Below are 24,188 nucleotides of genomic sequence, written 5' to 3'. Positions count from 1 at the left end.
GTAGCTGTCCTTAAACGTGTGAGCGCTCAGCCGCGGTGGCTGAGCGCTCACACGTTTAACGCGCTATGCGGGCTTCGCTTCAGGGGTCGCGTTTTAGGCGTCGCGATTCATGCGTCGCGTTTCATGCGCCGAGCGAGGTCCCGATGAGCAGAGGCTCGTGGTGGAGTTCAATCCCCCACGCTTCCTTGACTCCGTCGCGTACCGCACGGGCGAGCGCCACGACGTCAGCGCACGAGGCACCACCCTGGTTGGTGACGGCAAGTGTGTGCTTAGAGGACAACGATGCGCGGCCGCCGGCGACCTCCTCGCCCGGCTGGCCTTTCATTCCGAAGCCCTTGTGATAGCCCGCGTGGTCGATCAGCCACGCCGCAGACAGTTTGACGTAGCCGTCCTTGCCCGCCGGATAGCGCGGAGCATCCGCTGGCAACGCGGCAGTGAGCGATTCCTCGACAATCGGGTTCATGAAGAATGAACCGCACGAGTTCGTGTCTGGGTCCCCCGCCTCCAAGACCATCCCTTTAGAGCGCCGCAAACCCAACACGGCGGTACGGACTTCAGCCAGCGAGACCCGGGTCCCGAGCTCGACGTTGAGTGCGCGAGCGAGCTGATCGTAAGCGACAGGCAACGCCTCGCCTCGTTTGAGCCCGAACGTCACGGCCAACACGACCCAGCGAGGCGAACCGTTCTGGGTTGCGCGCTTCAACACGGAGTTCCGGTAGGTCAACTCCAGCTCGGAGGCCTGCAGGGTCACGAGCTTGCCTTCGTGCCGGTCCCACGCCTCGATCGAGAGCAACGTGTTGGAGACGTCAGCACCGTACGCGCCCACGTTCTGAACCGGGGTCGCACCAGCCGCACCAGGGATGCCAGAGAGGGCTTCAAGCCCTCCGAGCTCGTGTTCAACGGTCCACGCGACGGCCTCGTCCCACGGATGCCCTGCCTCGATCGTCACCGGAACAATGCCATCCCCGGCGGCGGCTTGGGTGGCATCAGAAGTGCCAGCCCCTTCACCACCGCCAGCGGCGTCTTGACCCGGTTGATCTTCTTCGCCGACGGTGATGCCACGGGTTGCGATCTGCAGGACGGTCCCCCGGTAGCCTTCGTCAGCGATCACCAGGTTGGAGCCGCCGCCAACAATCAGCAGCGGGGTTCCGGCGGCGTCGGCCTCTTGGACTGCTTCGAGGATTTCGTCACGCGTGCGGGCCACGATGAAGCGGTCGGCTGGCCCGCCTACGCCCATCGTTGTGATCTCGCTGAGATTCCGCTGGCCCTCTGGTTCTTGCTGGCCCTGCTGCTGGCCCTGTTGCACCTGCTGGCTCATGCGGCCTCGGAGCGTCCGGCGACATTCACGATCGCTTGCGCGCGGTTGAGTACTTTCTCGCCGTCCAAGGTCACTTCGAGGTCCACGCGGATGCGGTCTTCGTCCACAACCTTGCCGACCGTGGCAACCACATCGAGGGTTGCGCCTACGGATTCGGCGGGGTTCGTGCCGGCCTCATCGGCCACTGGGACCATGCCGGTGAAGCGGGTCTGGTAGTCCTCGATCCTGCCGGGGCACCCTGCCCAGTCGGTTACGAGCTGAACGGCAGCGCCCATCGTGAGCATTCCGTGCGCGATCACGCCGGGTAGCCCTACTTCGGTTGCGAAGCGGTCGTTCCAGTGGATCGGGTTGAAGTCGCCCGATGCGCCGGCGTAGCGGATGAGGTCGGCGCGGGTCAGTTCGATCTGTGTGCGGCCGAGTTCTTGGCCCGTTTCGAAGGCAGCCATTCTTAGTCGTCCTCCCCGCGGATCATGAGGGTTGAGCGTACGGTGCTGACGGTTTCGCCGTTTGCGTCTGTGAGCACGGTTGATGTGGTGACCATCCCGCCGGTTCCGACGGCGCGGGCGCGGTCCACGGTCACGGTGGCGGTGATTTCGTCGCCGGCGACGAGCGGGCGGACGTGGGTAAAGCGTTCGTCTGCGTGGACGACGCGGGAGAAGTCGATGCCGGAGTTCGGGTCGGTGATGTAGGCGGCTTCGGCGCGCTGTGCGATCACGACCGCGAAGGTTGGCGGGGCGACGAGGTCGGCGTGGCCGGCGGCTTGCGCGGCTTTCACATCGTAGTGGTGTGGATGGGTTGCTTTGACTGCGCGTGCGAAGTCGCGGATTGCTTCTCGTCCGACCGAATATGGTGCGGCGGCAGGGTACGTGTGGCCCTGCAGGTCTGCATTCACGCCCATGTGGCTCACCTTCCGCGCCGCGGTCCGGCGCTGTTCATTTTCTGTTTGAGTGCTCGGCGGCCGTCCCGCATGCGAGAACCGAATCCGATGACGTGGGCGATGATGCCGATCATGAGGAACACGGATGCGGCGGTGAACAGACCGGTGTTGTCTTGGATGGCGCCCATAATGAGGAACACGAGGCCGATGAGGACCGCGGCGATGGTCGCGATCAGCATGGCCTTCGTGAGTGTAGAGGCGGAGTCCCAGTTGAGCATAGTTACCAGTCTAGTGGCCGATGCGCGGGTTTAGCTGATCGAGATGCCGGTGGGCTTGGTGCCTTGCTCTGGTTGGCCGTGGGCGTCGACGTACCATTCCATTTCGAGTTCGAATTCGCGTTTGATGCGGCCGCTGCGGCGGGTTACATCTTTGGCCTCGAGCTCGACCTTGAGGGTGTGCGGGAGCTGCAGGGTTTCTGCGGTCACGCCGTCGGAGACGGTGGCTTCGCCTGTGCGGATGCGCTGCGCGAGCCCTTCGAGGAGATCGGCGAGCTGTTCCCGGCTCATCGTTTCTTTCGCTTTGATGTTCAGAGGTTGCGCGCCTTCGCTCTGCGTCTCGTCGCGCCCTCCCCTATCAAGGTTCGGCCCTTGGCCCGTAGCACGGTCAGTCATGGTTACCCCCTTCCCCTAAAGCTATAACAGAAAGACCCCCAGCCTGAGGCTGAGGGTCTTTGTTTGTAGCGGTGGCGGGACTCGATCCCGCGACCTCACGATTATGAGTCGTGCGCTCTAACCAGCTGAGCTACACCGCCACGAATGAGAAAATCCCGCCGGCCCCGACCCGAACCGGAGGGGGCCTTGCGGGATTCTCATTCAGAGCCCCCTATGGGAATCGATCCCATGACCTCAGTCTTACCAAGACTGCGCTCTACCACTGAGCTAAGGGGGCAACAGATGAAGACTCTACCAGGGTTTATTCCCAACGCCAAAAACGCATCGAGCTCTTCACCTGTAGCCGGACATTTACCGGCCACGGCGCTTCCACTTAGGCGCGCCTTTGTCTTTGGAATCCTTGAATTTACGGGCAGCAGAGTCCTTCTTCTTGTGCTTGAAACTGCCCTTGCGGTCGTCACGGTCCCAGGACTTTTTACCGCGGGAACCGGAAGCGTGACGATTCTCACGGCCGCCATACTTCCCTCCGTGGCCGCCCCGGTCTTCGCGGTGCTCATCGCGGTACCCGCCCCGACGCTCAGGGTGTGGGCGGCCCCCACCGCGTGGCGCGCGGGATGGCCCGCCGTGATCAAGCTGGATGTCGATGCGGCGCCCGGCCACCCGGGTGTCTGCCAGCAACTCCAGGGTTGAGTCCGGCATATCCGCTGGCAGGTCCACGAGTGTGAAGTTTTCACGAATGTCGATGTGGCCGATATCGCTGGATACGAGCCCGCCTTCGTTGGCGAGCGCGCCAACGATAGCGCCAGGCATGGCGCGGTTGCGGCGGCCCACAGCGAGTTTATAGGTGACCTTGTCGCTGTCGTCCCGGCTGCCACGGCTGCCACGGCTACGGGACTCGGCGGCACCGCGCTCGCCCGCCACCGCATCGTGCTGTGCGCGTTCGCGTTTGGTGCGTTTTTTCTTCGCTGGCGGCGTGGTCGGAATTTCCTCGGTCAGCAGAGGCTTGCCGCCCTGAGCGAGAAAAGCGAACGCAGCAGCAACCTGCACGGCGTCAACGTCGTTCTCGGCAACGTAGTCGGTCACGAGTTCGCGGTACGGGGTGAGATCTTCTTGCTCGAGCGCAGGTGTGAGGCGCTCAGCGAGCCGGCCCAGACGGGACGAGTTGACGGCTTCGATCCCCGGGATCTGTGCTTCTTCGACGGTCCCGCCAGTTGCGCGTTCGATGTGCTTGAGCAGGTAGCGTTCGCGCGGGGTCATGAACAGGATCGCGTCCCCGGTACGCCCTGCGCGGCCTGTGCGGCCGATGCGGTGGACATAGGATTCGGTGTCGTGCGGGATGTCGTAGTTGAACACGTGAGAGATGCGTTCAACGTCGAGCCCGCGTGCGGCAACGTCGGTCGCAACGAGGATGTCGATCACGCCGTCGCGGAGCTGATCCACCGTCTTCTCGCGCTGGACCTGCGGGACATCGCCGTTGATCGCCGCGGCACGGAAGCCACGGGCCTTGAGCTTGGTTGCGACGTCTTCGGTCGCCTGGCGGGTGCGCACGAAAGCGATCACGCCGTCGGTGTCTTCGGTTTCCAGCAGGCGCGTCATGACGTCGAGCTTGTACTGGTGCATGACCTGGATGTAGCGCTGACGGATGTTCGCGCCAGGGGTCGATGCGGTGTCCACTGCGATGTGCTCGGGGTCGCGGAGGTAGGTGTCGGCGATGCGGCGGATCTGCTTGGGCATCGTCGCGGAGAACAGCGCGACCTGCTTGTCTTCCGGCGTGGATTCGAGGATCGTGTCCACGGCTTCGGCGAAGCCCATGCGTAGCATTTCGTCGGCTTCGTCGAGTACCACGTAGAGGATGCTGGAGAGATCGAGTGATCCGCGTTCGATGTGGTCGATAACGCGGCCTGGGGTGCCCACCACAACCTGCGCCCCGCGGCGCAGCGCTTTGAGCTGTGGACCGTATGGGGAGCCGCCGTAGACGGGCAGGATCGTGAGGTCGTCGAAGTAGCGTGCGTAGGAGGAGAACGCTTCCGCTACCTGGAGCGCGAGTTCGCGGGTTGGTGCGAGCACGAGGATCTGCGGGGTTTCGGCTGGCCCGTTGACGTCGTTGATTTCGGCGATCTTGGTGAGCGCGGGGATCGCGAACGCCGCGGTCTTACCGGTTCCGGTCTGTGCGAGTCCCACGACGTCGCGGCCTTCAAGCAGGGTCGGGATGGTCGCGGCTTGGATAGGTGAAGGGCGCTCGTAGCCGAGGTCTTCCACCGCTGCCAGAACGCGGGGTTCGATGTTCAGCTCAGCGAACGTCGGGCCCTCCGGCTTGGTTTCGGTGCTGGTGGTTTCGCGATTTTCAGCCATGTCAGTTTGAGCCATCTCGGTGGCCTCCTGTTTCTGCGGGAGGCGTCAACCGTGCACTCGTGGGGTGCGCGGGACGCGGGCGTTACGCCCGTGACCGGCTCACTCCCTCCACGACACACAGTGCCGCGCATCGGGCGAGGCACACAAACCACATGCGAATAGACCCCGTTCGAAGGGGCATGCATTTAATGAGGGAAAGCCGGATATCGGCGGATAATCCAGTCTACCCCGCAGCCTGCCGCGGAACCCATAAAGGAGGCGGGACTCACAAGAGTCCCGCCTCCGGCTGGTTTATTTATCCCCTGATGATTCCTTAGACGCTGCCGGTTCCGTTGATGCGGATGGCTGCTCTGAATCTGCGGGAGAACTCTGGTCCTCCCCGTCTTCTGACGGGTTGGTCGGGAACTGGTACTTGTCCTTATAGGCTGCGACGTTGATGCGTTCGATCTCGCGACCATTCTCAGCGACCTTCACAACGAATGAGCTTCCCATTCGTAGGTCGGGGAGATTTTCGAAGGTCAGTTTGCTGAGGTCACGGTCCGCGTATTTTTCGCGGTATTTCGCCATGACCGGCTGGATGTTCTCAGTGGTCGCGACCTCTTCGCCGACTGAACACGCTTTCTGGGCATCTTCAGCCACTGCAGCTGAAATGAATTCCTCAACGGCTTCCTCAGGCGAAGCTGCACCTTTACCGCAACCGTTTCCAAACGCATCACACCCGGTCAGCCCTGCCCCAACGGCAAGAACCACACCAGTACTCGCGAGTAGTTTCCTTGCGTTCGCTGAATAAGCCATTAAAGAACCTCCACTGCCCGTTTCAACAGCTATAGCGAGAACAGTAATGCGCCCGCCTACCACCCACAAGCGGTTTTAGATAACAATTCGGCCGCGCTCACCGGGCAGCGCTCCCGGCAGCGCGCACCGGATACTTTCACCGGCGGCGCGCACCGGGTGCTGGCCTATAGCCGCGCGAAGGCTTGTTCGAGGTCTGCGATGAGGTCTTCAACGTCCTCGATACCGACCGATAGCCGCAGCAGATCGTCCGGCACTTCTAGTTCGGTTCCCTTGACGGAAGCGTGGGTCATCTCAGCCGGATAGTTCATGAGGGATTCGATCCCGCCCAGCGACTCCGCGAGCCTGAACAGTTCCGTGCTCTCCGCAACAGCCCGTGCCGCAACCGCACCGCCTGCCAGCCGGAAGGAAACCATGCCGCCAAAACGCTTCATCTGCCGTGCCGCAACATGATGCCCCGGATGATCCGCAAGTCCCGGATATAGAACCTTCGTGACTTCCTTACGGCCCCGCAACCATTTCACTACCGCTTCAGCGTTATCGCAGTGGCGCTCCATCCGCACCGCGAGTGTCTTCGCGCCACGCGTGGTCATGTACGCATCGAACGGTGAGGACTGGTTGCCCGCAGCGAACTGGATGAACCGGACCTTATCCGCTAGCTCCTCCGAGTTGGTAACGACTGCGCCGCCCACCACATCGGAATGCCCGCCAAGGTACTTAGTGGTCGAGTGAACCACCAAGTCCGCCCCGAGTGCGAGGGGGGACTGCAGGTACGGGGAAGCGAACGTGTTATCCACCACAACGATCGCGCCAGCCTCATGCCCGGCAGCTGTCAACGCCTCGATATCCGCGATCTTCATGAGCGGGTTCGATGGAGTCTCAATCCACACCATCGCGGTCGCATCCTCACGGATCGCCTGCACAGCGGCCGCCGTGTCCGTCATGTCCACGGGGGTGTGGCGGATGCCGTTAGGGCCGTGGATCTTATCGATCAAACGATGCGTGCCGCCATAAACATCGTTACCCATCACGATGCGGTCCCGCGGCGAAAGCAAGCTCCGGATGATCGCGTCCTCAGCACCCAAGCCCGAGGCGAAAGAAATACCGTAGGCGCCACCTTCCAGGGCGGCGATCTGCTCCTGCCAGTTATCGCGGGTCGGGTTAGTGCCGCGCGAATAGTCGTACCCCAAACGCAGGTTACCCACCGAGTGCGGGTGGTACGTCGTGGACATGTGCAGCGGCGGGATCACCGCGCCAGTGATCGGATCGAACTCTTGACCTGCGTGCACGGCCCGGGTCGAGAAACCCAAACCCTGCATGTCCTTGGCCCGCTGCTCAGAAACACCCTGCTCAGCGGCACCCTTCTCAGCGGTGCCCTGCTCCGTGGCGTCCTGTTCCGTAGCGTCCTGCGCAGCACCGCCCTGCTCAGTAGCGTCGTGGTCGGTGGTCTTGTGTTCGTTGTTGTGGTCTTTTTTGTTCTCGCTCATTCCACGCTCCATGCAATCTCAAAGGTTCAATTCAGGTTAGGACGTCGATGGCTTCGCCATCGCGTAAGAGCACCACGCCAGAGTTGGCGCGTAACAGCTCGTGCAAACATTCGGCTGGTTGACACCACCCGATCGTGGGCATGTGCTGCCCCACCGCGTGCGCGGCATCAATCGAGGTTTCCGGGGATGAGCCCGCATCCAGCGCGGAGAGCACCGATTCGCGCGTGACCGACCCCACCAACTCCCCTACGCGGGCCGGCCAATGCCCGCCCCTAACAACAGGCAAAACGTTCACACCCGCGGCATCCAGCGCTTCCTTCGCTTCAGCGAGCGTAACGCCTTCGTCCACGCCGCGCACCCCTGGCAGCTGTTGTTGCGCACCAACAGTGGATGCCTCATCGGGCACCTGGATGCTGTAGCCGTTGGTGAGCATCCAGGTGTCGTTGAAGAACTTACCCATGTAGCCGCGGCCGGAATCCGGTAGCACCACAACCACAACGGCGTCCTCGGGAAGATCACGGGCCGCATTCAGCGCGGTGACCACGGCGAGCCCGGATGACCCACCCACCAGAAGGCCTTCTTCCTTAGCCAAGCGGCGCGCCATCGCAAACGCTTCGGCATCGCTCACAGCTTCGACCGCATCGGGAATCTCGGGATCATAGTTGCCCGGCCACATGTCATCGCCAACACCTTCGACCGCGTACGGGCGGCCCGTGCCGCCGGAATACACCGAGCCATCCGGGTCAGCGACGATCACCTGGACTGCGCCATCGGACACTTCTTTGAGGTATCGGCCCGTACCCGTGACTGTGCCGCCGGTACCCGCACCCATGACCACGTGGGTGACGCGGCCTTCGGTATCAGCCCAGATTTCGGGGCCGGTAGTTTCGTAATGTGACTCCGGGGCGGCAGGATTAGAGAACTGGTCCGGCTTATAGGCGCCGTCGATCTCGCGTTCCAGACGGTCCGAAACCCCGTAGTAGGACTCCGGTGAATCAGGTGCCACACCGTTCGGGGTAACCACAACCTCTGCCCCGTAGGCCTTCAAGACGGAGCGTTTCTCTTCCGCGACCTTCTCCGGGGTCACGAATACCGTCCGGTACCCTTTGAGCTGCCCCACCATCGCAAGCCCCACGCCAGTGTTGCCGGAGGTCGGCTCAACGATCGTTCCGCCGGCACTGAGTTTCCCGGCTTCCTCGGCTTGTTCGATCATTTTCAACGCAATACGGTCTTTGATCGAACCGCCCGGATTCAAGAACTCGAGCTTGGCGAGCACGGTCGCTTTAATGCCGTCCGTGACCGAGTTGAGTTTGACCAGCGGGGTGCCACCAATGAGGTCCAATACGGAATTCGCGTAACGCATAAGTCCACGGTACCGGCGCCGCACGCTCGCCGCGAAACTGTCAGGGGCGCATGCAACAGTATCTATATGAGCGTTCCTGTATCCGGTGAAGGTATGGCCCCCGATGCTGAGGCCAGCTGGGTTCCGCCGGTCCCGTTGGAGTGGCGTGCCGTGGTGTCCGCTTTTCAGTATGGGCGGCGTGACCCATCGTTGCGGATCAATGCGCACGATGCGTGGCGGGCTGTGCGTTATCCGTCCGGGATCGCTGAGGTCAGGATTGTGCCGGAAGGGGTGAGCGCGTCCGCGGTTGCCGGCGGGGCGGTGCGGGCGCGGTCGGCGCAAGCGAACCGGGGTGCCGCCCGCGGTATGGGTGGGCCGTTGGCACGTCAGGTCAGGTTTCAGGCGTGGGGCCCTGGTGCGGTAGAAGCCCTGCAGGATGCTCCCGACTGGCTGGGGCGTAGTGATGACTGGACCGAGTTCGATTCTTTGCCCGACCTCCCTGCCTTGGTTCAGCGGATGCGTTCCGAACGTCCGGGCCTGTTGTTGGGGTCTTCTGGTGCGTTACCTGAGCATCTCGCGGCGGCGATCTTGGCGCAAAAGGTCACAGCGCACGAGGCGTTCGGGGCGTGGTTACGACTTGTGACTCGTTTTGGGGACCCTTCCCCCGGGCCGATGGGCCGAACCGGTGAACTGTTCGTTCCTCCCACCGGGGCTGGGTGGACACGGATCTCGTCGTGGGAGTGGCATCAGGCGCGCGTGGATAGTAAACGGCGCAATACTCTGGTGCGCGCTCTTGAACGTGAGTCGGCACTGCGGCGGCTACAAGCCAGCGTCCCGGCGGGTGGGCCGAACAGTGGTCTACTGCAGATCGAGTCTGCGTTGCGCAGCATCCCGGGGGTTGGTGTGTGGACGGCCGCGGAGGTTCTGCAACGCAGCCACGGTTCAGGCGATAACGTGTCTTTCGGGGACTACCATGTGGCACACAACGTGGGGTGGGCGTTGACCGGCCGCCGAGCCACCGACCGGGAGATGGAGCAACTTCTGGCCCCGTGGACTGGGCACCGGCAACGGGTTGTGCGGCTGCTAGCGGAAGGCGGCGCAACCAAACAACGCATGGGACCCCGGCTCCACGCGAACGATCACCGCTGGCACTAGAACCCAGCGCTGATGGTGCCTTTGGTCCCGTTGACAGTGATCATCTGTCCATTCTTCAGTGCGCTGGTCGCTCCGCTCGCGCCCATCACGGCGGGAATGCCGTATTCACGAGCAACGATGGCAGCGTGGGAGAGGCGACCTCCAGTATCGGCTATGACAGCGGCCGCCAGGCCGAACAATGGCGTCCAGGATGGATCCGTGTAGTGGCACACCAGGATGTCTCCCGGCTGGGGTTGGTTGAAGTCTTCAGGCCCTGTGATGACCCGTACAGGGCCCGTGGCCAGTCCGGGACTTCCTGCTGTCCCGGCAAGCTTCGACGCTTTGGTTTGATCGGTGTGAGTCCACCACGCTGCGGCGGCATGTGGCCGTGCGGCTTCGCGTTGGCTGGCGATCAGTCGCGTCTGATGAGCGGACGTGTCCCTGACCAGTGTGTCCTGGATTTCGGTCAACGTAAGGTACTTCAACTGCTCGACAGTTTCGAGGGCTTCACGCCGGTGCAGTCGGTTTGCGATCTCATCGGTCACGCGACGCGCGATCACGTACGCCTCCTCAATGAGGTATACCGATGCTTCACGAGCGACGTGACCGTTCCGCCAGGCCGTCAGGGTACGGGCGAACCCGCGGCGGGCAAGGGCCGGTAACCGGCCCTTGATTTCCTCGACGAGTTCTTGATGGGAAGGTTTATCAGCAAGGCCACGCGGCGAACGGCGCACAGCGTCCAGCGTTGCATCAAGGCTAGCGGGGTCTTCTCTCCAAGACCTATGAGAAAAGGGCAGGTACAGCTGTGCAGTTCGGGCGCCATACTCGTCGAGGAAACGCCGCCGCATGTCGCGATAGGTAGAGGAATTTGGCTCGAGGCTTGCGAGCTTATGGAGTTCCTTGTCGATCACCACCGTAGTGTAGTCGAGGTCTCCGAGTAGGTCGTATGCATCGAGGTCTCGTCTCCTGGCCAGAGCCAAGTAGTAGCCGATTTTGAGCGCTGTGAGTTGTGCAGGCCCGACATAGTCGAGAAATCTCACCCGCGCTATGTCACTGACCAGACCCAAAATCTTCTCGAGGAGTGCCAGGAGTTCTTGGTCTGCAACCGGGGCGAGTTCCGAGGGCAGAGAGCTATCTAGTTTCCTGCGGTAATCAGCTTCCACGGTGGGCCAGTCAGCCGGGTCTGGGGACCGGTATCCAAGGAGGCGGACCAGCCGCCAACCCACACGGATGTCGGGGTAGGCAGCTGTGATAGTTCCATCGGGTTTCATTTCAAGGAGCTGCTCGATGGGGGTCGCAGTGATACCGATGTTCGCCATCCCGGCCTGCAGTTGCCGATGCATAGGAAGGATCGCGCAAAGGTCGAGGGGGTACGGCCCCGGGTAGTGTTCGACGAGGTCAGTGTGGAATACACGGGATGCCCTACCGATCCGTCGGCCAGAGACGGTTCGTTGTGGAACCTGTTGTGTAGCCGTCTCGGTGCTCGCAGTAGTGGTGATAGGTCGAGCTTGAAGTAGCCACAAAGTGGTGTCTGTGTAAGCCCATTCGAGGTCCATGCCTGCACCGTAAAGCTCTTGCACGGTTTCCCCGAGCCGGGCGAGCTCAAGCACTTGGTCATCAGTGAGACAGAGGCGGTGCCGGTCATCTTGGGGAACGTCAGCGATGCGGGCGGAAGAACCATGGCGGTCGATGCGGGTCTGTTTTGCCCCGAGTCGCCGCTCCAGAACACTGCTGGTCGTTGCACGGTATTCGTCTGGGGTCACTGCTCCTGAGACCACGCTCTCCCCTAGTCCCCAGGAGGCGTTGATGAGTGTTTCTTCTCCGCCGCTGACTGGGTCGCAGGTGAATAAGACTCCTGCAGTGTCGGCGTCGACGAGCTTCTGAACAACCACAGCTAGAGCAACGTCATGATGCTCAATACCGTGACGGCGTCGATAGTCAACGGCTCGAGCGGTCCAGAGTGATCCCCAACATTTACGGACCGCTTCCAATACGGCGTCCGTGCCGAAAATCCCAAGAAAGGTGTCCTGTTGACCGGCGAAAGATGCTTCGGGGAGGTCCTCTGCGGTTGCCGAAGATCGCACAGCCACCGCTACGTTCTCACCCCACGTGCTCAACTGGTTGCCGATTTCCCGGGCGATGGCGTCTGGCACGTTTTGACCTTCTACAGCTGCCCGGACGGCGTCTGGCCCTTGTGAGAGGAGCGCATCTATATCTAGGCCGGCGGTTGCTTCGCGATATGTGTCTGCAGACACAACGAAACCTTCAGGGACGGGCAGTCCCGCTCGTTCCAGCACACCGAGGTTCACTGCTTTACCACCGCCAGTGGCCAGGGTCGCTTCAGTGAACGGGATAATCATGAGGCTTCCCTTGCTGAAGAGGTATCCACCATTGCAGCGAGTGCGAGTTCCAGCTGTTGTGTGAGTCGCTCCGGTAGCGTCGGTCCGCCTTGCTGCCACGTCCACTGCGCCACGGGCGCGAAGTACGCCGATGCAAGCATCGTCACCGCGGCCTCCCTGTCCACGGGACGAAACTCACCTGAGGCGAGACCTTCGCTGACGATCGATCGCAGCAAAGCCATCAAGGGTTCACGTGAGGAGGACACACCTGCTTGATTCAAGGATGAAATCCGAGCTATGCACATTTGCCGCGCGGGTGCCTCATTCTCTACGTACCACTCACCAGCAGCGCTAAACACTCGTTGCAAACGAACCGCGGCACCGGCGCCTGGAGTGTCAGCATCTGTCATGACCGCCATCACTTGTTCACCCAAGAATGACAAGACATCCTGTTTGGTTGCGAAGTAGGTAAAGAACGTGCCCTTCCCTATATCGGCAACCTCTGAAATCTGGGAAACCGAGGTTTGCTCGAATCCTTGCTTCAGAAACAGCTGCATTGCAGCTTCGACGATCCGTTTCCGGGTCGCCTCTTTACGACGGGCGACGCGATCACTCGAACTCATAAAGATAGAGTAACAAGAAACTTGACCGCGGTCATTCACGTGGGAGTTAGCCTGTTTTATGAGGTGCCGCTGCGTGTGTTGGGGTTAGCATGTTTGGCGGGGTTTGAAGATGGTCCAGGCGGCGGTGGTAGTGAGCGGGGCCTGCTGAGCCTGCACGTCGTTTTTACAGGGTTTGCTTTGGCCCGGCAGGATAGCTGTGCGGTTGGGAGTGTTGGTGGTGTCGAACAAATCGGAGCGGTCCAACGCAGAAGCGGTACACGCCTGGCGCCACACGGGACGGTTTGCAAAAGACTCAGGCGCAGCCGCCGGCTTGTGGACGGGCGCCCCCGGTCCGGTAGCGGCTGTGGCGATCTGTTCTCGCTCGCTAGCGCTCGACACCGTAGAACCCCCCTAATCTTCCAGCCGTTGTCTTTTCGTTCCAAGACCAGCATGCCGTCGCCGGTTGAATTAGAACCACTTCACGAAAGGGGCACATCCTGGCTCGCGCCATAGACGATATCCGGTCGACACAGGCCGTTGTCGACGAACACCTGGCATTCGCGGATGCTGCCCTCGCGCTGGCCGGCCTTGAAGTGACCGACCCTGCATTGCGCGCCATTCTCGAAAGTGCTGCGCGAGACGAGCTGACGGGAGATGAGGCGGTCGCCGCGATCCGCCGTCATGTGCAGGGCTGATGGCTCGCAATACCACCTTTCGTACCTGGGATGACTACTTCATCCCAGGTACGTCCGTGTTACGCAACAAGTTCACCGCGCCGGGCAAGCCCACGGCGAACCCGATCGCATACGGTTATTACCCCGGCAGCGAGGTGATGAATCAGGCTGCTGAGGCCGAATACACGCAGCTAGCAGAGTAGGCCGGAGACCGTCTCGTCGCGACACATCAAAGCCCCTGGACATAAAAAATGTCGGGACATCGTGTGAACGATGTCCCGACACATTACAAAGTGGCAGATGAGGGATTCGAACCCCCGAAGGCAGTGCCAGCTGATTTACAGTCAGCCCCCGTTGGCCGCTTGGGTAATCTGCCATATTCATTTATTCCGCTTGCCCGCCCGTTCATGGGCTGTTCAAACGAACGATTCATAACCATACCAAACCATCCCAGTCCCCACCAATTCGGGGCCAACCCCAACCAGCAACCGCCACCGGCCGGCCGTGGTGGATCCCGCAGCAGCACCGGCCCCAGCTAGGCTTGAAAGCAAACACTTACTCAATAACACAGCCCAGCTTCAGCTGGCATAACCATCCAGCCCAGCTTCAGCTGGCTCAACTAACTCACCCGAGGAGGCCACGATGGCTAAAGACTCAACGTTCGATGTTGTCAGCAAGGTCGATAAACAGGAAGTCAGCAACGCACTGAACCAGGCACAGAAAGAAATCGCGCAACGCTACGACTTCCGTGACGTCGGCGCCGAAATCGATTTCGCTGGCGAAGGCAAACTGCTGATCAAGGCCAATGCTGAAGAGCGCGCCAAGGCAGTTTTGGATGTTTTCCAATCTAAACTCGTCAAACGCGGCATCTCGCTGAAGTCGCTCGAGGTTGGCGACCCCTACGCCTCCGGCAAGGAGGTCCGCATCGACGCCAGCATCAAGGAAGGCATCGATCAAGCGACCGCCAAGAAGATCTCCAAACTCATCCGCGACGAAGCCCCTAAATCCGTCAAAGCCACCATCCAGGGCGACGAACTCCGTGTCTCCTCGAAGTCCCGCGACGACCTGCAGGCCACCATCGCGCTGTTGAAGAACTTCGAAGACGCAGACCTCCAATTCGTCAACATGCGCTAAACATGGATTAAACAAAACCGGGGTGAGGTAGCCAAGCGATCCTAACAGGATCACGAGGCGACCTCACCCCGATGTTTAACGCCACAAACACTACACGGAACACGTCCACCATGAAGGCGACGCGGGCGTCTGACAGTAACCGGGCCTTAGGCGGCGTTGCGGGCTTCCTGGCGGCTGTTCATCAGACGTGTAGCCAGTTCCGGGCGACCATTGCGGCGCAACAGCGAATACAGTGCGCTGAAGCTGTAAGGGTAACCCGAACGTTCCGGGATCGTATCCGGTTCCGCATGGGTATCCAACAGGAATTCAACGTCCTCAACAACCGCTGCGTCGTACTCCGCTCGCTCCTGACGATTCATGGCTGATAGACCTCCTTGAGTCACTTCACTCCATGCCTGTCTGGCATAACGGCAGAAACCGCGTCAATGTTCCCACCGCATCATTCGTGTGACTAATCACACAGATGTTTTGTTCATCCCCAGGGTTGCCCCATTTCCTCCGCTTGTGCCCGTAAACGCTCGATGCGGTCACGCGTTGGTGGGTGGGTGCTGAACAAACCTTTGATCTTGCCAAATGGGTTGGCAAACATCATGTGCGCAGCAGACTCCGTACGGGGAGTCTCCTGCAACGGGGCATCCTGGATGCCCTGTGAAATCTTGAAGAGCGCGGAAGCCAAAGCCGCCGGGTCCCCCGTCAGCTCCGCGCCGGTCGCGTCCGCATCATATTCGCGGGTCCGTGAAACAGACATCTGGATAATCGAAGCCGCGATTGGGGCGAGGAACGCCATGGCGAGCATCGCCAGAATATTGCCACCATCACGGTTACGGCTATTGCCGCCAAAGAACATGAGGAACTGCGCAATCGATGTGATGACACCCGCAATAGCGGCCGCGACCGAAGAAATCAGAATGTCGCGGTTATAGACGTGCATCAACTCGTGCCCCAAAACACCACGCAACTCGCGGCGGTTCAACAACGTCAAAATACCCTCAGTGCAGCACACCGCCGCGTTCTCCGGGTTACGGCCCGTCGCGAACGCGTTCGGGTTCATAGTGGGCGAAACATACAGCCGCGGCATCGGTTTACCCGCACGTTGAGACAGCTCACGCACAATCGCATACATCTCAGGCTGCTCCGCCTCCGAAACCGGGCGGGCCTGCATCGCGCGGATCGCGATCTTATCCGAATTCCAGTAACCGATCGCTGTGCTCACCACACCGAAAGCCGCGAACCCAAACAGCCACACCGAATTGCCGGTACCGGCGCTAATCAAGCCGCCAATCATCAGCAAAAGACCAAACATGCCTCCGATGAGGAGAGCCGTTTTCAAGCCGTTGAACGAGGACTTCACGCTAAAACTTTCGATCGTTGCAGTGTTATACCGGCAATCTTGTTACCGGTTACACCCGGGTTCCGCTCACGCGGTTTAACCCGGCTGTAATCATTACAACGCATCAATGTTCAAAAACGTTCCCAAAAACCTGAATGAAAGCTGGGAAGATCCGATGACGAGCCGTAGAAGCGGCTGAGGTCTATTTGAGCGACTGCCCCTTGCGTGCGATTTCAACCATCTCTTCGCGTGGAACAACCTTGATCCGCTCGCGGTCCCCCTTGCCTGCGGCGGCCCACTCTTCACCGAGTTTGCGTTCGTGCGCATCGAGGGCCAGCCAGCCTTCCCACGTGGTGAACTCAACGCCGCGCTCACGCAGCAAATCGACCACGGCGTCTTCGGAAGGGTTCGATGCCGGGGCCAGGTTCTCGTGGTCCTCCAGCAGGTTGCCGATCGTCTCCAGGGCGTCACCTTTAGTGTGGCCGATCAAGCCGACCGGGCCGCGCTTGATCCATCCGGTCGTGTAAACGCCCGGGACCACGGCGCCGTCCTCGTCCAGTACGCGGCCGCCTTCGTTGGGGATCACGCCGCGTTTATCGTCGAACGCTACCTCCGGGATTTCGGTGCCGAAGTACCCTACCGCCCGGTAGACGGCCTGGACTGGGTAGTCGATCATCTCGCCGGTGCCGCGCACGTTACCTGTGCCATCGAGCTCCTGGCGTTCCATGCGGATACCTACGACCTTGCCGTCCTCCCCCAGGATCTCAACTGGGGCCTGCAAGAAGTGCAGGTGCAGGCGCCGCGATGCGGTCTGTTCTTCCTCTTCCTGCTCAACAACCCAGTTGGTCAGCGTGTTGACCATGGTCTTGACCTGGTTGTTGGTCCGGATCGCCTCGTCCGAGGCGTCATCGAATTCGAAGTCCTCCGGGTACAGGACAACGTCCACGTCACGGGAATGGGACAGCTCACGCAACTCGAGCGGAGTGAACTTGACTTGGGCCGGGCCGCGGCGACCAAAAATATGCACGTCGGTGACCGGGGACTTCTTCAGACCCGCGTGCACGTTGTCTGCGATCTCCGTGACCAAGAGGTCATCAGCGTGCTTGGAGAGGACACGCGCCACATCGAGAGCCACGTTGCCGTTACCGATCACGGCGATTTCCTTGGCATTCAGCGGCCAGTCGCGTGGCACGTCAGGGTGGCCGTCGTACCAGGAGACCACGCGCGAGGCACCGAAAGAACCCTCGAGGTCGATGCCTGGGATGTCGAGGTCGGCATCGTCGTTGGCGCCGGTGGCGAAAATCACTGCGTCATACAGGTCGCGAATGTCAGAAAGGGTCAGGTCACGGCCGTAGGTCACGTCCCCGATGAAGCGAATGTCGCCGCGGTCCAGGACCTTATGTAGGGCGTTGATGATGCCCTTGATGCGTGGATGGTCAGGTGCCACTCCGTAGCGGATCAGTCCGAATGGCGCAGGATGCTGGTCGAATAAGTCGATGCTGACCTCAAAGTCGCGTTCCGCTTTGGTGAGGATATCCGCGGCATAGACGCCGGCCGGGCCGGCACCGATAATCGCCACACGCAGTGGACGCTGGCTGAGGTGTTGCTTCAACGTCAATCCTTTCGGCAATGTCCCTCGTGCCACGCACCGGGTTGGCGGGCACGCTTCTTGCGGCTCGTCTTGCTGCGTTCTACAAAGCTGCGGTCCACAGCGTTGCGTTCTATAGCGTTGCGTTCTGTAGCGCGCCCTTGCGAACCGGCGCGCACGCGTGATGCGCGGGGTGAGGGAACGGAAAACATCCGCCCACTATTCTAATGGGCGGGCCTCACGGAACGATCCATCCCAGCCGTTGGGGGTGCAACTGCCCGATGCGGTCCGTCCCCGGAAGGCCGTACCGCATCGGGCACAGACTGACCCAGCCCAGACTAGAGGTCGTCTTCTTTGGCTTCGTCAGGGCGAACCATGAGGTTCACGATGGCGGCCGCGAGCCCGCCCCACACTGTCACGATCGAAAGAATCAGGAAACCGATAGCAGCCGGTGTCATGCTGTTGCCCCTTTCTGGTCGCCGTTGTCAACAGCGTCCTTTCCAGCGTCATCTTTGCCTGCACTACCTTCTTCGGCGGCGTCTTTTTCTGCGGCGTCGCGGCGCGTGTACTCTTCGAACTCTGGATCGAATTTGTCCTTGGACTTAGCCGACCACGGGATGAGGCTCAGCAGGATGGCGGCCACGACCAATGCACCGGCCATGCCCCACCCGAACACGTAGACGAACCATTCAGGGTATCCGTTGGCTTCGGCATACGAATTGCGGATGAGCTTCACGAATTCGGAAGCCAACAGGTAGGTCAGAAGGATCGGCAGCAGACCGCCAACGAGGAACATCCAGAACTTACCGACCTTGAACGAGGAACGGTGGTTGAGGTGTTCGGCAAGCACCGGCAGCTTGCGGGAGAACCACGTAACCGCGATCAGGGTTACGGCGGCGACGAAGGTGATGCCGAAGCTGTTGACGAACTTATCGACAACATCCAGTAGCGGCAAGCCCGTGGTGGATGCGAAGAGCAGGGTCGATGCGATCGACAGCGGGACCAGCACGGCCAGCGTGGTCTGCACGCGGCCCCAACCGAGCTTGTCTTGGAACGCGGAGACGATGACTTCGAGGATCGAGACCATCGAGGTCACTCCCGCGAAGGTTAGGGAGCCGAAGAACAGCACACCCAAAACTGGGCCCATGAACGCATTGGATGCGATGGTTGGGAACGCTACGAACGCGAGGATCGGACCACTCGTGACGGCTTCGCTCACGCTCACCCCTTGCGCTTGGGCCATGAACCCGAGGGCCGCGAAGACACCGATCCCGGCAAGGATTTCGAAGGACGAGTTCGCGAAGGCGACAACCAGGCCGGAACCGGTCAGGTCCGTCTTACGTTTGAGGTAGGACGAGTAGGTGACCATGATGCCGAACGCGATCGACAGCGAGAAGAAGATGTGGCCGTAGGCGGTGATCCACACGCTCGTGTCTTTGAGTGCTTCCCAGTTGGGTGTGAAGAACTCGTTGAGCCCGGTTGCAGCCCCCGGGAGCATGAGCGACTGGATGACCAGCAGAATGAACATCACGGTCAACAGCGGCATGAAGATGTTGTTGGCTCGACCGATGCCCTTACGGACGCCGGCGCTCATGACGATGATGATGAAAACCCACACGAGGATCATCGGGATCAGCACGCCCATAGGGAACGAGGTGGAAAGGCCAGCTTCCGGGGCTTCCATCTGCAGGTATTTCTCGAGGAAGAACTCTTGTTCGCTACCTTTACCCCACGCGAGCCGCGCCGAGTAGACGGTATAGACGGCAGCCCACGCGACGATCGCGGCGTAATAGATGCCGATGATCACGCAAATCAGGACCTGCCACCAGCCGAGCGCTTCAGTGCGTTTGTTGAGCCGGCGCATCGCAAGCGGTGCCGAGCCACGGTATTTGTGCCCGATTGCGTAATCGAAGAACAGCAACGGGATACCCGCGGTCAGTAGCGCGCACAGGTATGGGATGAGGAACGCGCCGCCACCGGATTCGTAGGCGACCGATGGGAAACGCCAAATGTTGCCCAGCCCCACGGCGGAGCCGATCGCAGACAGGATGAAGACGTTGCGGGAACCGAACGCTTCACGCTTGGTGCGTTTGTTCCCTGCTTTACCTTTGTTCCCCGCCATGCCTGAAGCGGGACTGGTGCTTGCTTGAGACATGCGCCATACATTATGACGATTCCACGCGGTGTTCTACTAAACGACGCTCTATTTCGCTGTTTCTCTGCGGTGGCGCTGTCTGAGATTCTTTTCGTCATTCGCGCCCCACGCGTGCCCGTAACGTGACAAACTGGAGGTATGTCTGAGCTGTTTTCGCAGTCCTACCGGAACCTTGTGACCGACCATTTCGAAGGTGAATGGGAACCAGATGACGGCCTGAGCGAGCAAGAATACGCAGACGCTTTGGCTGAATCTGATGTCTCTGTGTTGCCTGCCGCGTTGGAGCAGTTTTACCGTTCCGTGGGCGCTGTCGAGGACATCATGGAGGCCTACTATTTCGTGTGGGATCCCGATGAGCTTGAGATCCAGGACGGTTACGTGTGCTTCATGGAAGATGAAGACGACCGTTACACGTGGGGTTTCCCTGTCGAATCGTTGAGTGTCCCTGACCCGCTGGTGTTCCGGCGTTTCAACGCTAAAGACTCCTGGGCTGAAACCGGGGCGACCATCTCCGAGTACCTCCTGGATTATTTCGAGTGGGTGTTCACCGAGGTTGAGCCGGCGGTGGATGAAGACCTGTGACCGCTACTCCACATGGTTCCGCGCGGGTATGGGCCTCGCACGCTCCAGCCGATTACGCGTGCCCGTTCTGCGAGATCGTTGGCGGCGTGCGCCCGTTTTCGGAAGGTAACCTGTGTGTGCCGAGTGATTTGGTGTACCGGGATGAGGTGGTCTCGGTCATCATCGGTTGTGATGGGTTCGGTGAGCACGCCGGGCACGCGATGGTGATCCCTTCGGGCCACTATGAGGCGCTGTATGACTTACCCGACGATGTGAACGCGGCCTTAGCTGTCATGACCCGCCTGGTTGCGGTCGCGATGAAGCGCGCGTGGTCTCCCGAAGGGATTTCAACGCGCCAACACAACGAGCCGTCCGGTAATCAGCACGTGTGGCACTACCACCAGCACGTGTTTCCGCGTTGGGCCGCAGATGACTTGTACCGGCAGTTACGCCGCCGGTTGCCGGTTGATTTCCGGGCGCTGAAAGCCCGTGAACTCGCCGCCGCGTTGCGCGAAGTCCTCAACGAGGAAGGCCGCGACAGCAACGGAATCATCACGGGCTAAACGCGGTAGTTTTCGCGGCGATAGGCCCTCACGACACGAGTCTTAGCGGGGCCATAGTGAGGCCATAGCGCGGCTAGCCTTCGCGGGTCACCACCGCGTCAGCGAACGCCTCAAGCGCCGAACGCACCGTCCCGTGCGGTAGCGGGGCAAGCGCCTCGATTGCCTTGCGCGACCAAGCGCGGGCCTCATCCCACGCCCGTTGCGTTGCCGGGTGAGCAGCCAGCGCGGTAACCGCGGTCTTGAGGTCCTGATCGCTAGTGAGGTCGCCATCGACCAGTTCAACAACCCGCTGAGCTTCCGCATCGCCGGCAGCGGCATCTTGGCGCGCATACAGGACCGGGAGCGTATCCACGCCCTCACGCAGGTCCGTACCGTTGATCTTCCCCGATGCCTTCTCTTGGCCCATGATGTCGATGACGTCATCAGCCAGCTGGAACGCGATCCCAACCTTCTCGCCGTAATCGACCAGCACATCGCGCAGCTCGTCACTCGCGCCACCATAGAACGTGCCGTAATAGCCGGCGCACGCGATCAAGGACGCCGTCTTATCGGACAAAACCTGGATGTAGTGCGCGATGGGGTCCTCCCCCGCGCGCACGCCAGCGAACTCGTGCAACTGGCCTAAGCACAAACGCTCAAACGTGCGGGCCTGAACCTCAACAGCGCCCGGACCAAGCTGAGCCGCGAGCACCGAAGCCCGCGCAAGAATCAAATCCCCGGTGAGGATCGCAACCGAATTCCCCCACACATGCTGCGCCGTCGGGGCACCGCGGCGCATCGGGGCATCATCCATGACGTCATCGTGATACAGCGTCGCAAGGTGCGTCATCTCAACAATGCAGGCGGCCTTAACGACCTCATCCGTGATCCCCCGCTCCCCCAAGAGGGAAGACAAAACCACCAAAAGCGGGCGCACACGCTTACCGCCCGCCTCAGCGAGGTGGCGCGAAGCACGGTCAATAATCGGATCAGAATTCGCGACCGCGTTCAACAGCATCTTCTCGACCCGCGCGAGAGCCTCGAAAACCTGCGGCGCGAACTCGACATCATCCGCTACAGCACGGAAACCCTGCGGCAACTGGATAGTCGTAGCAAGAGCCTGGGTCTGCGGATCCAAGTCAACCGACTTCTCGACGTCATGGCCAGCAGACGTCCAAGAGGATTCTGTCACGATACTTTCAGCCTTACTTCTTCCGGAGAGAATTTCGCCGAGTGCTTCCCCGAGTTCCGCCCCGGAGTGCTCACAGTATTGCGCACGGGAGGCACAACACGTTCTAATGCTTGAACTACTCTATCCACCAAAGCCGGTGAATTCCGGTCAGACAAGTTACCCATGGCGCGTACAACAAAACGCATCAACGCATTCGAGCCCATCCCCAACCGGACCGCGGTACGCATGATCTTCGGGTTACCCACCATGTGAGCGAAAACCTTGCCCGCACCATAATGTGCACCAAAGTGCTGCTGAATCAGCTCGGGATACCGCTGAAGCCCGGCATCGAACGCGGCGCGCACCTGAGCCGGTGTTCCGCCACGGTAGCGGGCCGCGATCACCGCGTCATCAATCACATCAGCTGCGATCCGCGCCGACTCCATCGCCGCATCGATCCCCTCACCGTTGAACGGGGAAACCAAACCTGCCGCATCCCCCAGCAACACAGCCCCCGGAACCACGTGCGGGGTGCGGTTGAACGCCATCGGAAGTGCCGCCCCGCGCACCACACCCACCTGGTTCTCCGGGACGAAACCGCGGGTCGGCTCGTGTTCCTGCATGACTTCGACCCACTCGCTCAACGTTGAGCGCAAGTCGATGCTTCGGAAATCCTTAGCGGTATCCAAAATCCCCAAGCCGACGTTCGCGGTGCCATCTCCCACACCGAAAACCCAACCGTAGCCGGGCATCAAATCCCCGTTACGGTCCGGTAGCTGAAGCCAGGTCTCCATCCACGGTGAATAGGACATCGGCGAGGTGTAGTACACGCGCTGAGCCACACCCATCGGGCGGTCGGACCGCGGCAGGATCCCCAGCGACTTCGCGACAGGGGAAGAGTTACCGTCCGCGGCCACCACCACATCGGCGGCGACCGTGAACGGCTCACCATCACGCCTACCTTCAGGTGTGGTTCGCTGAACTGTGACCCCGACAACGCGGCCCGCGTCATCCCGGACCGCGCCGCGCACCGTGTGGCCCTCCAGGACCTCAGCCCCAGCCGCGGCCGCCATGCGCGCCAACTGCTGATCGAAATCGGCGCGGGTACGCGTCAAACCATAAGACGGGATGTCCGAGCTGAACCCCTCAAACGAAACCGTCGATGCGCGCCCACCAGCCACGAAACGCAGGCCTCGGGTGCGCTGCCAGCCGTCGGCCTCATCGTGAGCCATGCCGAGGTAGTTCATTTCCCGCACAGCACGAGGGGTCAGGCCATCCCCGCAGACCTTCTCACGCGGATAACGCGTCTTCTCCAAAACCGTGACACGATGCCCGGCGCGAGCCAAATACGTGGCGGCCGTGGCACCTGCCGGACCACCACCGGCGATCACAACATTGAGGGTCATGAATCTTGGGCAGCCTTAAACCCGCGGTGGATCGCCACAATACCGCCGGTCATGTTGCGGTACTGAACCTTCTGCCAGCCTGCATCCTCAATCCAGTGCGCGAACTCGTCCTGAGCCGGCCAGTCACGGATCGACTCCGCCAAATACTGGTACGCCTCAGCGTTCGAGGACACCTTGGAGGCAACCCACGGCAGAGCCTTCATGAGGTATTCCTTATACACCACACGGAACGGGGTGAACGTCGGGTCAGAGAACTCCGCGATCACAAGGCGGCCACCCGGCTTAGCCACACGCAGCATCTCACGCAGGGCCTTGTGCGGGTCATGGATGTTGCGGATGCCATAAGAGATCGTGACAACATCGAACGTGTTGTCCTCAAACGGCAGGTTCATCGCGTCCGCCTGAACAAAGTTGATGTCCGGACGGCGGCGGCGCCCCACCGCGAGCATCCCTTCCGAGAAATCCGATGCCACAACATCAATCCCGGCATCCGCGTACGGTTCCGAGCTCGTGCCGGTACCTGCAGCGAGGTCAAGGACCTTCTCCCCCTGTTTGGCATCCACGGCGCGCACCACAACACGGCGCCAGTATGGGGTCAGCCCGAACGTGAGCACATCGTTAGTGAGGTCGTAGCGTTCGGCCACGCCATCGAACATGCGGGCGACGTCATCCGGGTTTTTCTGCAGAGTAGCTCTCATCACGCTAGCTATTGT

The 24,188-nt window shown here is 61.0% G+C and carries 25 protein-coding genes and 3 tRNA genes; 5 read left to right on the top strand and 23 right to left on the bottom strand.

The genetic code is table 11. The features are described from left to right. Positions 1-121: 121 nt before the first annotated feature. The 11 genes from MHJ63_RS02470 to MHJ63_RS02420 form a co-directional block, all read right to left on the bottom strand. Positions 122-1,318 carry a UDP-N-acetylmuramate dehydrogenase gene (locus MHJ63_RS02470; RefSeq protein ID WP_239446081.1) on the bottom strand — a complete coding sequence of 399 codons (1,197 nt, stop codon included), beginning with the start codon at positions 1,316-1,318 and terminating at the stop codon, positions 122-124. Further along, positions 1,315-1,764, bottom strand: a complete 450-nt coding sequence (locus MHJ63_RS02465) for a MaoC family dehydratase (protein ID WP_070506589.1) — start codon at positions 1,762-1,764, stop codon at positions 1,315-1,317. Before MHJ63_RS02465 ends, MHJ63_RS02470 begins: the two co-directional genes overlap by 4 nt. A 2-nt stretch (positions 1,765-1,766) precedes the next feature. After that, a complete protein-coding gene (locus MHJ63_RS02460) occupies positions 1,767-2,216 on the bottom strand; it encodes an FAS1-like dehydratase domain-containing protein (RefSeq protein ID WP_239446080.1) in 450 nt (149 codons plus the stop codon). Between the two features lie 5 nt (positions 2,217-2,221). Further along, complete coding sequence (locus tag MHJ63_RS02455) at positions 2,222-2,473, bottom strand: hypothetical protein (protein WP_239446079.1); 252 nt, start codon at positions 2,471-2,473, stop codon at positions 2,222-2,224. Positions 2,474-2,503: 30 nt separating this feature from the next. Further along, positions 2,504-2,866 (bottom strand): amphi-Trp domain-containing protein, encoded by a 363-nt coding sequence (locus MHJ63_RS02450; protein WP_239446078.1) that lies wholly within the window; start codon positions 2,864-2,866, stop codon positions 2,504-2,506. A 66-nt stretch (positions 2,867-2,932) separates the two neighbouring features. After that, positions 2,933-3,006, bottom strand: a tRNA-Met gene (locus tag MHJ63_RS02445). A 65-nt stretch (positions 3,007-3,071) separates the two neighbouring features. Next, positions 3,072-3,143 (bottom strand) — tRNA-Thr (locus MHJ63_RS02440). A gap of 74 nt (positions 3,144-3,217) precedes the next feature. Beyond that, entirely contained in the window at positions 3,218-5,233 is a 2,016-nt protein-coding gene (locus MHJ63_RS02435; protein WP_420876125.1) for a DEAD/DEAH box helicase, read from the bottom strand. Positions 5,234-5,509: 276 nt separating this feature from the next. Beyond that, on the bottom strand, positions 5,510-6,013 hold the full coding sequence (locus MHJ63_RS02430; protein WP_239446077.1) for a hypothetical protein: 504 nt from the start codon (positions 6,011-6,013) through the stop codon (positions 5,510-5,512). Between the two features lie 164 nt (positions 6,014-6,177). After that, entirely contained in the window at positions 6,178-7,497 is a 1,320-nt protein-coding gene (locus MHJ63_RS02425) for a cystathionine gamma-synthase (RefSeq protein ID WP_275435761.1), read from the bottom strand. A 31-nt stretch (positions 7,498-7,528) separates the two neighbouring features. Then, entirely contained in the window at positions 7,529-8,860 is a 1,332-nt protein-coding gene (locus MHJ63_RS02420; protein ID WP_239446076.1) for a cystathionine beta-synthase, read from the bottom strand. Between the two features lie 66 nt (positions 8,861-8,926). Here MHJ63_RS02420 and MHJ63_RS02415 point away from each other — a divergent pair, with 66 nt between their 5' ends. Then, positions 8,927-9,994: a DNA-3-methyladenine glycosylase family protein gene (locus MHJ63_RS02415; protein WP_239446075.1), complete on the top strand. Its 1,068-nt coding sequence runs from the start codon at positions 8,927-8,929 to the stop codon at positions 9,992-9,994. On the opposite strand, the gene MHJ63_RS02410 is transcribed toward MHJ63_RS02415, so the two are convergent. The 3 genes from MHJ63_RS02410 to MHJ63_RS02400 all read right to left on the bottom strand — a co-directional run bounded on the left by MHJ63_RS02410 (position 9,991) and on the right by MHJ63_RS02400 (position 13,597). Then, positions 9,991-12,333: a PEP/pyruvate-binding domain-containing protein gene (locus MHJ63_RS02410; RefSeq protein ID WP_239446074.1), complete on the bottom strand. Its 2,343-nt coding sequence runs from the start codon at positions 12,331-12,333 to the stop codon at positions 9,991-9,993. The two genes, MHJ63_RS02415 and MHJ63_RS02410, sit on opposite strands and share 4 nt — an antisense overlap. After that, on the bottom strand, positions 12,330-12,935 hold the full coding sequence (locus MHJ63_RS02405) for a TetR/AcrR family transcriptional regulator (protein WP_239446073.1): 606 nt from the start codon (positions 12,933-12,935) through the stop codon (positions 12,330-12,332). The genes MHJ63_RS02410 and MHJ63_RS02405 overlap by 4 nt, the downstream gene beginning before the upstream one ends. Before the next feature lie 458 nt (positions 12,936-13,393). Further along, entirely contained in the window at positions 13,394-13,597 is a 204-nt protein-coding gene (locus MHJ63_RS02400) for a hypothetical protein (RefSeq protein ID WP_239446071.1), read from the bottom strand. 11 nt (positions 13,598-13,608) lie between these two features. Between MHJ63_RS02400 and MHJ63_RS02395 the strand changes: the two genes are divergently transcribed. Next, positions 13,609-13,791, top strand: a complete 183-nt coding sequence (locus MHJ63_RS02395) for a hypothetical protein (protein ID WP_239446070.1) — start codon at positions 13,609-13,611, stop codon at positions 13,789-13,791. 91 nt (positions 13,792-13,882) lie between these two features. Here MHJ63_RS02395 and MHJ63_RS02390 read toward each other — a convergent pair. Further along, positions 13,883-13,964: transfer RNA gene (locus MHJ63_RS02390), tRNA-Tyr, on the bottom strand. A gap of 266 nt (positions 13,965-14,230) precedes the next feature. On the opposite strand from MHJ63_RS02390, the gene MHJ63_RS02385 reads away from it, so the two are divergent. Next, positions 14,231-14,722 carry a YajQ family cyclic di-GMP-binding protein gene (locus MHJ63_RS02385; RefSeq protein ID WP_070506601.1) on the top strand — a complete coding sequence of 164 codons (492 nt, stop codon included), beginning with the start codon at positions 14,231-14,233 and terminating at the stop codon, positions 14,720-14,722. Positions 14,723-14,868: 146 nt separating this feature from the next. Here MHJ63_RS02385 and MHJ63_RS02380 read toward each other — a convergent pair whose 3' ends face one another. From MHJ63_RS02380 to MHJ63_RS02360, 5 genes are all read right to left on the bottom strand, one after another. Beyond that, entirely contained in the window at positions 14,869-15,081 is a 213-nt protein-coding gene (locus MHJ63_RS02380) for a hypothetical protein (RefSeq protein ID WP_035757955.1), read from the bottom strand. 113 nt (positions 15,082-15,194) lie between these two features. Then, positions 15,195-16,073 (bottom strand): zinc metalloprotease HtpX, encoded by an 879-nt coding sequence (gene htpX / locus MHJ63_RS02375; RefSeq protein ID WP_035757953.1) that lies wholly within the window; start codon positions 16,071-16,073, stop codon positions 15,195-15,197. A 181-nt stretch (positions 16,074-16,254) separates the two neighbouring features. Further along, entirely contained in the window at positions 16,255-17,670 is a 1,416-nt protein-coding gene (locus MHJ63_RS02370) for an FAD-dependent oxidoreductase (protein WP_239446069.1), read from the bottom strand. A 308-nt stretch (positions 17,671-17,978) separates the two neighbouring features. Then, entirely contained in the window at positions 17,979-18,098 is a 120-nt protein-coding gene (locus MHJ63_RS02365) for a methionine/alanine import family NSS transporter small subunit (RefSeq protein ID WP_070490250.1), read from the bottom strand. Continuing rightward, positions 18,095-19,795 (bottom strand): sodium-dependent transporter, encoded by a 1,701-nt coding sequence (locus MHJ63_RS02360; protein WP_239446068.1) that lies wholly within the window; start codon positions 19,793-19,795, stop codon positions 18,095-18,097. The genes MHJ63_RS02365 and MHJ63_RS02360 overlap by 4 nt, the downstream gene beginning before the upstream one ends. A gap of 138 nt (positions 19,796-19,933) precedes the next feature. On the opposite strand from MHJ63_RS02360, the gene MHJ63_RS02355 reads away from it, so the two are divergent. Both MHJ63_RS02355 and MHJ63_RS02350 read left to right on the top strand, forming a co-directional pair. After that, positions 19,934-20,377, top strand: coding sequence for a hypothetical protein (locus MHJ63_RS02355; protein WP_239446067.1), 444 nt, complete (start codon positions 19,934-19,936; stop codon positions 20,375-20,377). Further along, positions 20,374-20,919, top strand: coding sequence for an HIT family protein (locus tag MHJ63_RS02350; protein WP_239446066.1), 546 nt, complete (start codon positions 20,374-20,376; stop codon positions 20,917-20,919). Before MHJ63_RS02355 ends, MHJ63_RS02350 begins: the two co-directional genes overlap by 4 nt. Positions 20,920-20,992: 73 nt before the next feature. Here MHJ63_RS02350 and MHJ63_RS02345 read toward each other — a convergent pair whose 3' ends face one another. Genes MHJ63_RS02345 through MHJ63_RS02335 form a run of 3 tightly spaced genes read right to left on the bottom strand, consistent with a single transcriptional unit; the run spans position 20,993 to position 24,176 of the window. Continuing rightward, positions 20,993-22,090 carry a polyprenyl synthetase family protein gene (locus tag MHJ63_RS02345; protein ID WP_239446065.1) on the bottom strand — a complete coding sequence of 366 codons (1,098 nt, stop codon included), beginning with the start codon at positions 22,088-22,090 and terminating at the stop codon, positions 20,993-20,995. Further along, positions 22,087-23,475 carry a geranylgeranyl reductase family protein gene (locus MHJ63_RS02340; RefSeq protein ID WP_239446064.1) on the bottom strand — a complete coding sequence of 463 codons (1,389 nt, stop codon included), beginning with the start codon at positions 23,473-23,475 and terminating at the stop codon, positions 22,087-22,089. The genes MHJ63_RS02345 and MHJ63_RS02340 overlap by 4 nt, the downstream gene beginning before the upstream one ends. Then, on the bottom strand, positions 23,472-24,176 hold the full coding sequence (locus tag MHJ63_RS02335) for a demethylmenaquinone methyltransferase (protein WP_070490257.1): 705 nt from the start codon (positions 24,174-24,176) through the stop codon (positions 23,472-23,474). The genes MHJ63_RS02340 and MHJ63_RS02335 overlap by 4 nt, the downstream gene beginning before the upstream one ends. Positions 24,177-24,188 lie beyond the last annotated feature (12 nt).

Source organism: Pseudoglutamicibacter albus (genome assembly GCF_022346425.1).
GTDB classification, from domain to species: Bacteria; Actinomycetota; Actinomycetes; order Actinomycetales; family Micrococcaceae; genus Pseudoglutamicibacter; species Pseudoglutamicibacter albus.
Note: the sequence above shows the minus strand (reverse complement) of the source record. Positions and strands in the feature narration are given on the sequence as shown.

Bases quoted from the DNA above. Each gene is read 5' to 3' on its own strand.
- MHJ63_RS02470 (WP_239446081.1), bottom strand. From the start codon at position 1,318: ATGAGCCAGCAGGTGCAACAGGGCCAGCAGCAGGGCCAGCAAGAACCA.
- MHJ63_RS02465 (WP_070506589.1), bottom strand. From the start codon at position 1,764: ATGGCTGCCTTCGAAACGGGCCAAGAACTCGGCCGCACACAGATCGAA.
- MHJ63_RS02460 (WP_239446080.1), bottom strand. From the start codon at position 2,216: ATGGGCGTGAATGCAGACCTGCAGGGCCACACGTACCCTGCCGCCGCA.
- MHJ63_RS02455 (WP_239446079.1), bottom strand. From the start codon at position 2,473: ATGCTCAACTGGGACTCCGCCTCTACACTCACGAAGGCCATGCTGATC.
- MHJ63_RS02450 (WP_239446078.1), bottom strand. From the start codon at position 2,866: ATGACTGACCGTGCTACGGGCCAAGGGCCGAACCTTGATAGGGGAGGG.
- MHJ63_RS02435 (WP_420876125.1), bottom strand. From the start codon at position 5,233: ATGGCTCAAACTGACATGGCTGAAAATCGCGAAACCACCAGCACCGAA.
- MHJ63_RS02430 (WP_239446077.1), bottom strand. From the start codon at position 6,013: ATGGCTTATTCAGCGAACGCAAGGAAACTACTCGCGAGTACTGGTGTG.
- MHJ63_RS02425 (WP_275435761.1), bottom strand. From the start codon at position 7,497: ATGAGCGAGAACAAAAAAGACCACAACAACGAACACAAGACCACCGAC.
- MHJ63_RS02420 (WP_239446076.1), bottom strand. From the start codon at position 8,860: ATGCGTTACGCGAATTCCGTATTGGACCTCATTGGTGGCACCCCGCTG.
- MHJ63_RS02415 (WP_239446075.1), top strand. From the start codon at position 8,927: ATGAGCGTTCCTGTATCCGGTGAAGGTATGGCCCCCGATGCTGAGGCC.
- MHJ63_RS02410 (WP_239446074.1), bottom strand. From the start codon at position 12,333: ATGATTATCCCGTTCACTGAAGCGACCCTGGCCACTGGCGGTGGTAAA.
- MHJ63_RS02405 (WP_239446073.1), bottom strand. From the start codon at position 12,935: ATGAGTTCGAGTGATCGCGTCGCCCGTCGTAAAGAGGCGACCCGGAAA.
- MHJ63_RS02400 (WP_239446071.1), bottom strand. From the start codon at position 13,597: ATGACGGCGGATCGCGGCGACCGCCTCATCTCCCGTCAGCTCGTCTCG.
- MHJ63_RS02395 (WP_239446070.1), top strand. From the start codon at position 13,609: ATGGCTCGCAATACCACCTTTCGTACCTGGGATGACTACTTCATCCCA.
- MHJ63_RS02385 (WP_070506601.1), top strand. From the start codon at position 14,231: ATGGCTAAAGACTCAACGTTCGATGTTGTCAGCAAGGTCGATAAACAG.
- MHJ63_RS02380 (WP_035757955.1), bottom strand. From the start codon at position 15,081: ATGAATCGTCAGGAGCGAGCGGAGTACGACGCAGCGGTTGTTGAGGAC.
- MHJ63_RS02365 (WP_070490250.1), bottom strand. From the start codon at position 18,098: ATGACACCGGCTGCTATCGGTTTCCTGATTCTTTCGATCGTGACAGTG.
- MHJ63_RS02360 (WP_239446068.1), bottom strand. From the start codon at position 19,795: ATGTCTCAAGCAAGCACCAGTCCCGCTTCAGGCATGGCGGGGAACAAA.
- MHJ63_RS02355 (WP_239446067.1), top strand. From the start codon at position 19,934: ATGTCTGAGCTGTTTTCGCAGTCCTACCGGAACCTTGTGACCGACCAT.
- MHJ63_RS02340 (WP_239446064.1), bottom strand. From the start codon at position 23,475: ATGACCCTCAATGTTGTGATCGCCGGTGGTGGTCCGGCAGGTGCCACG.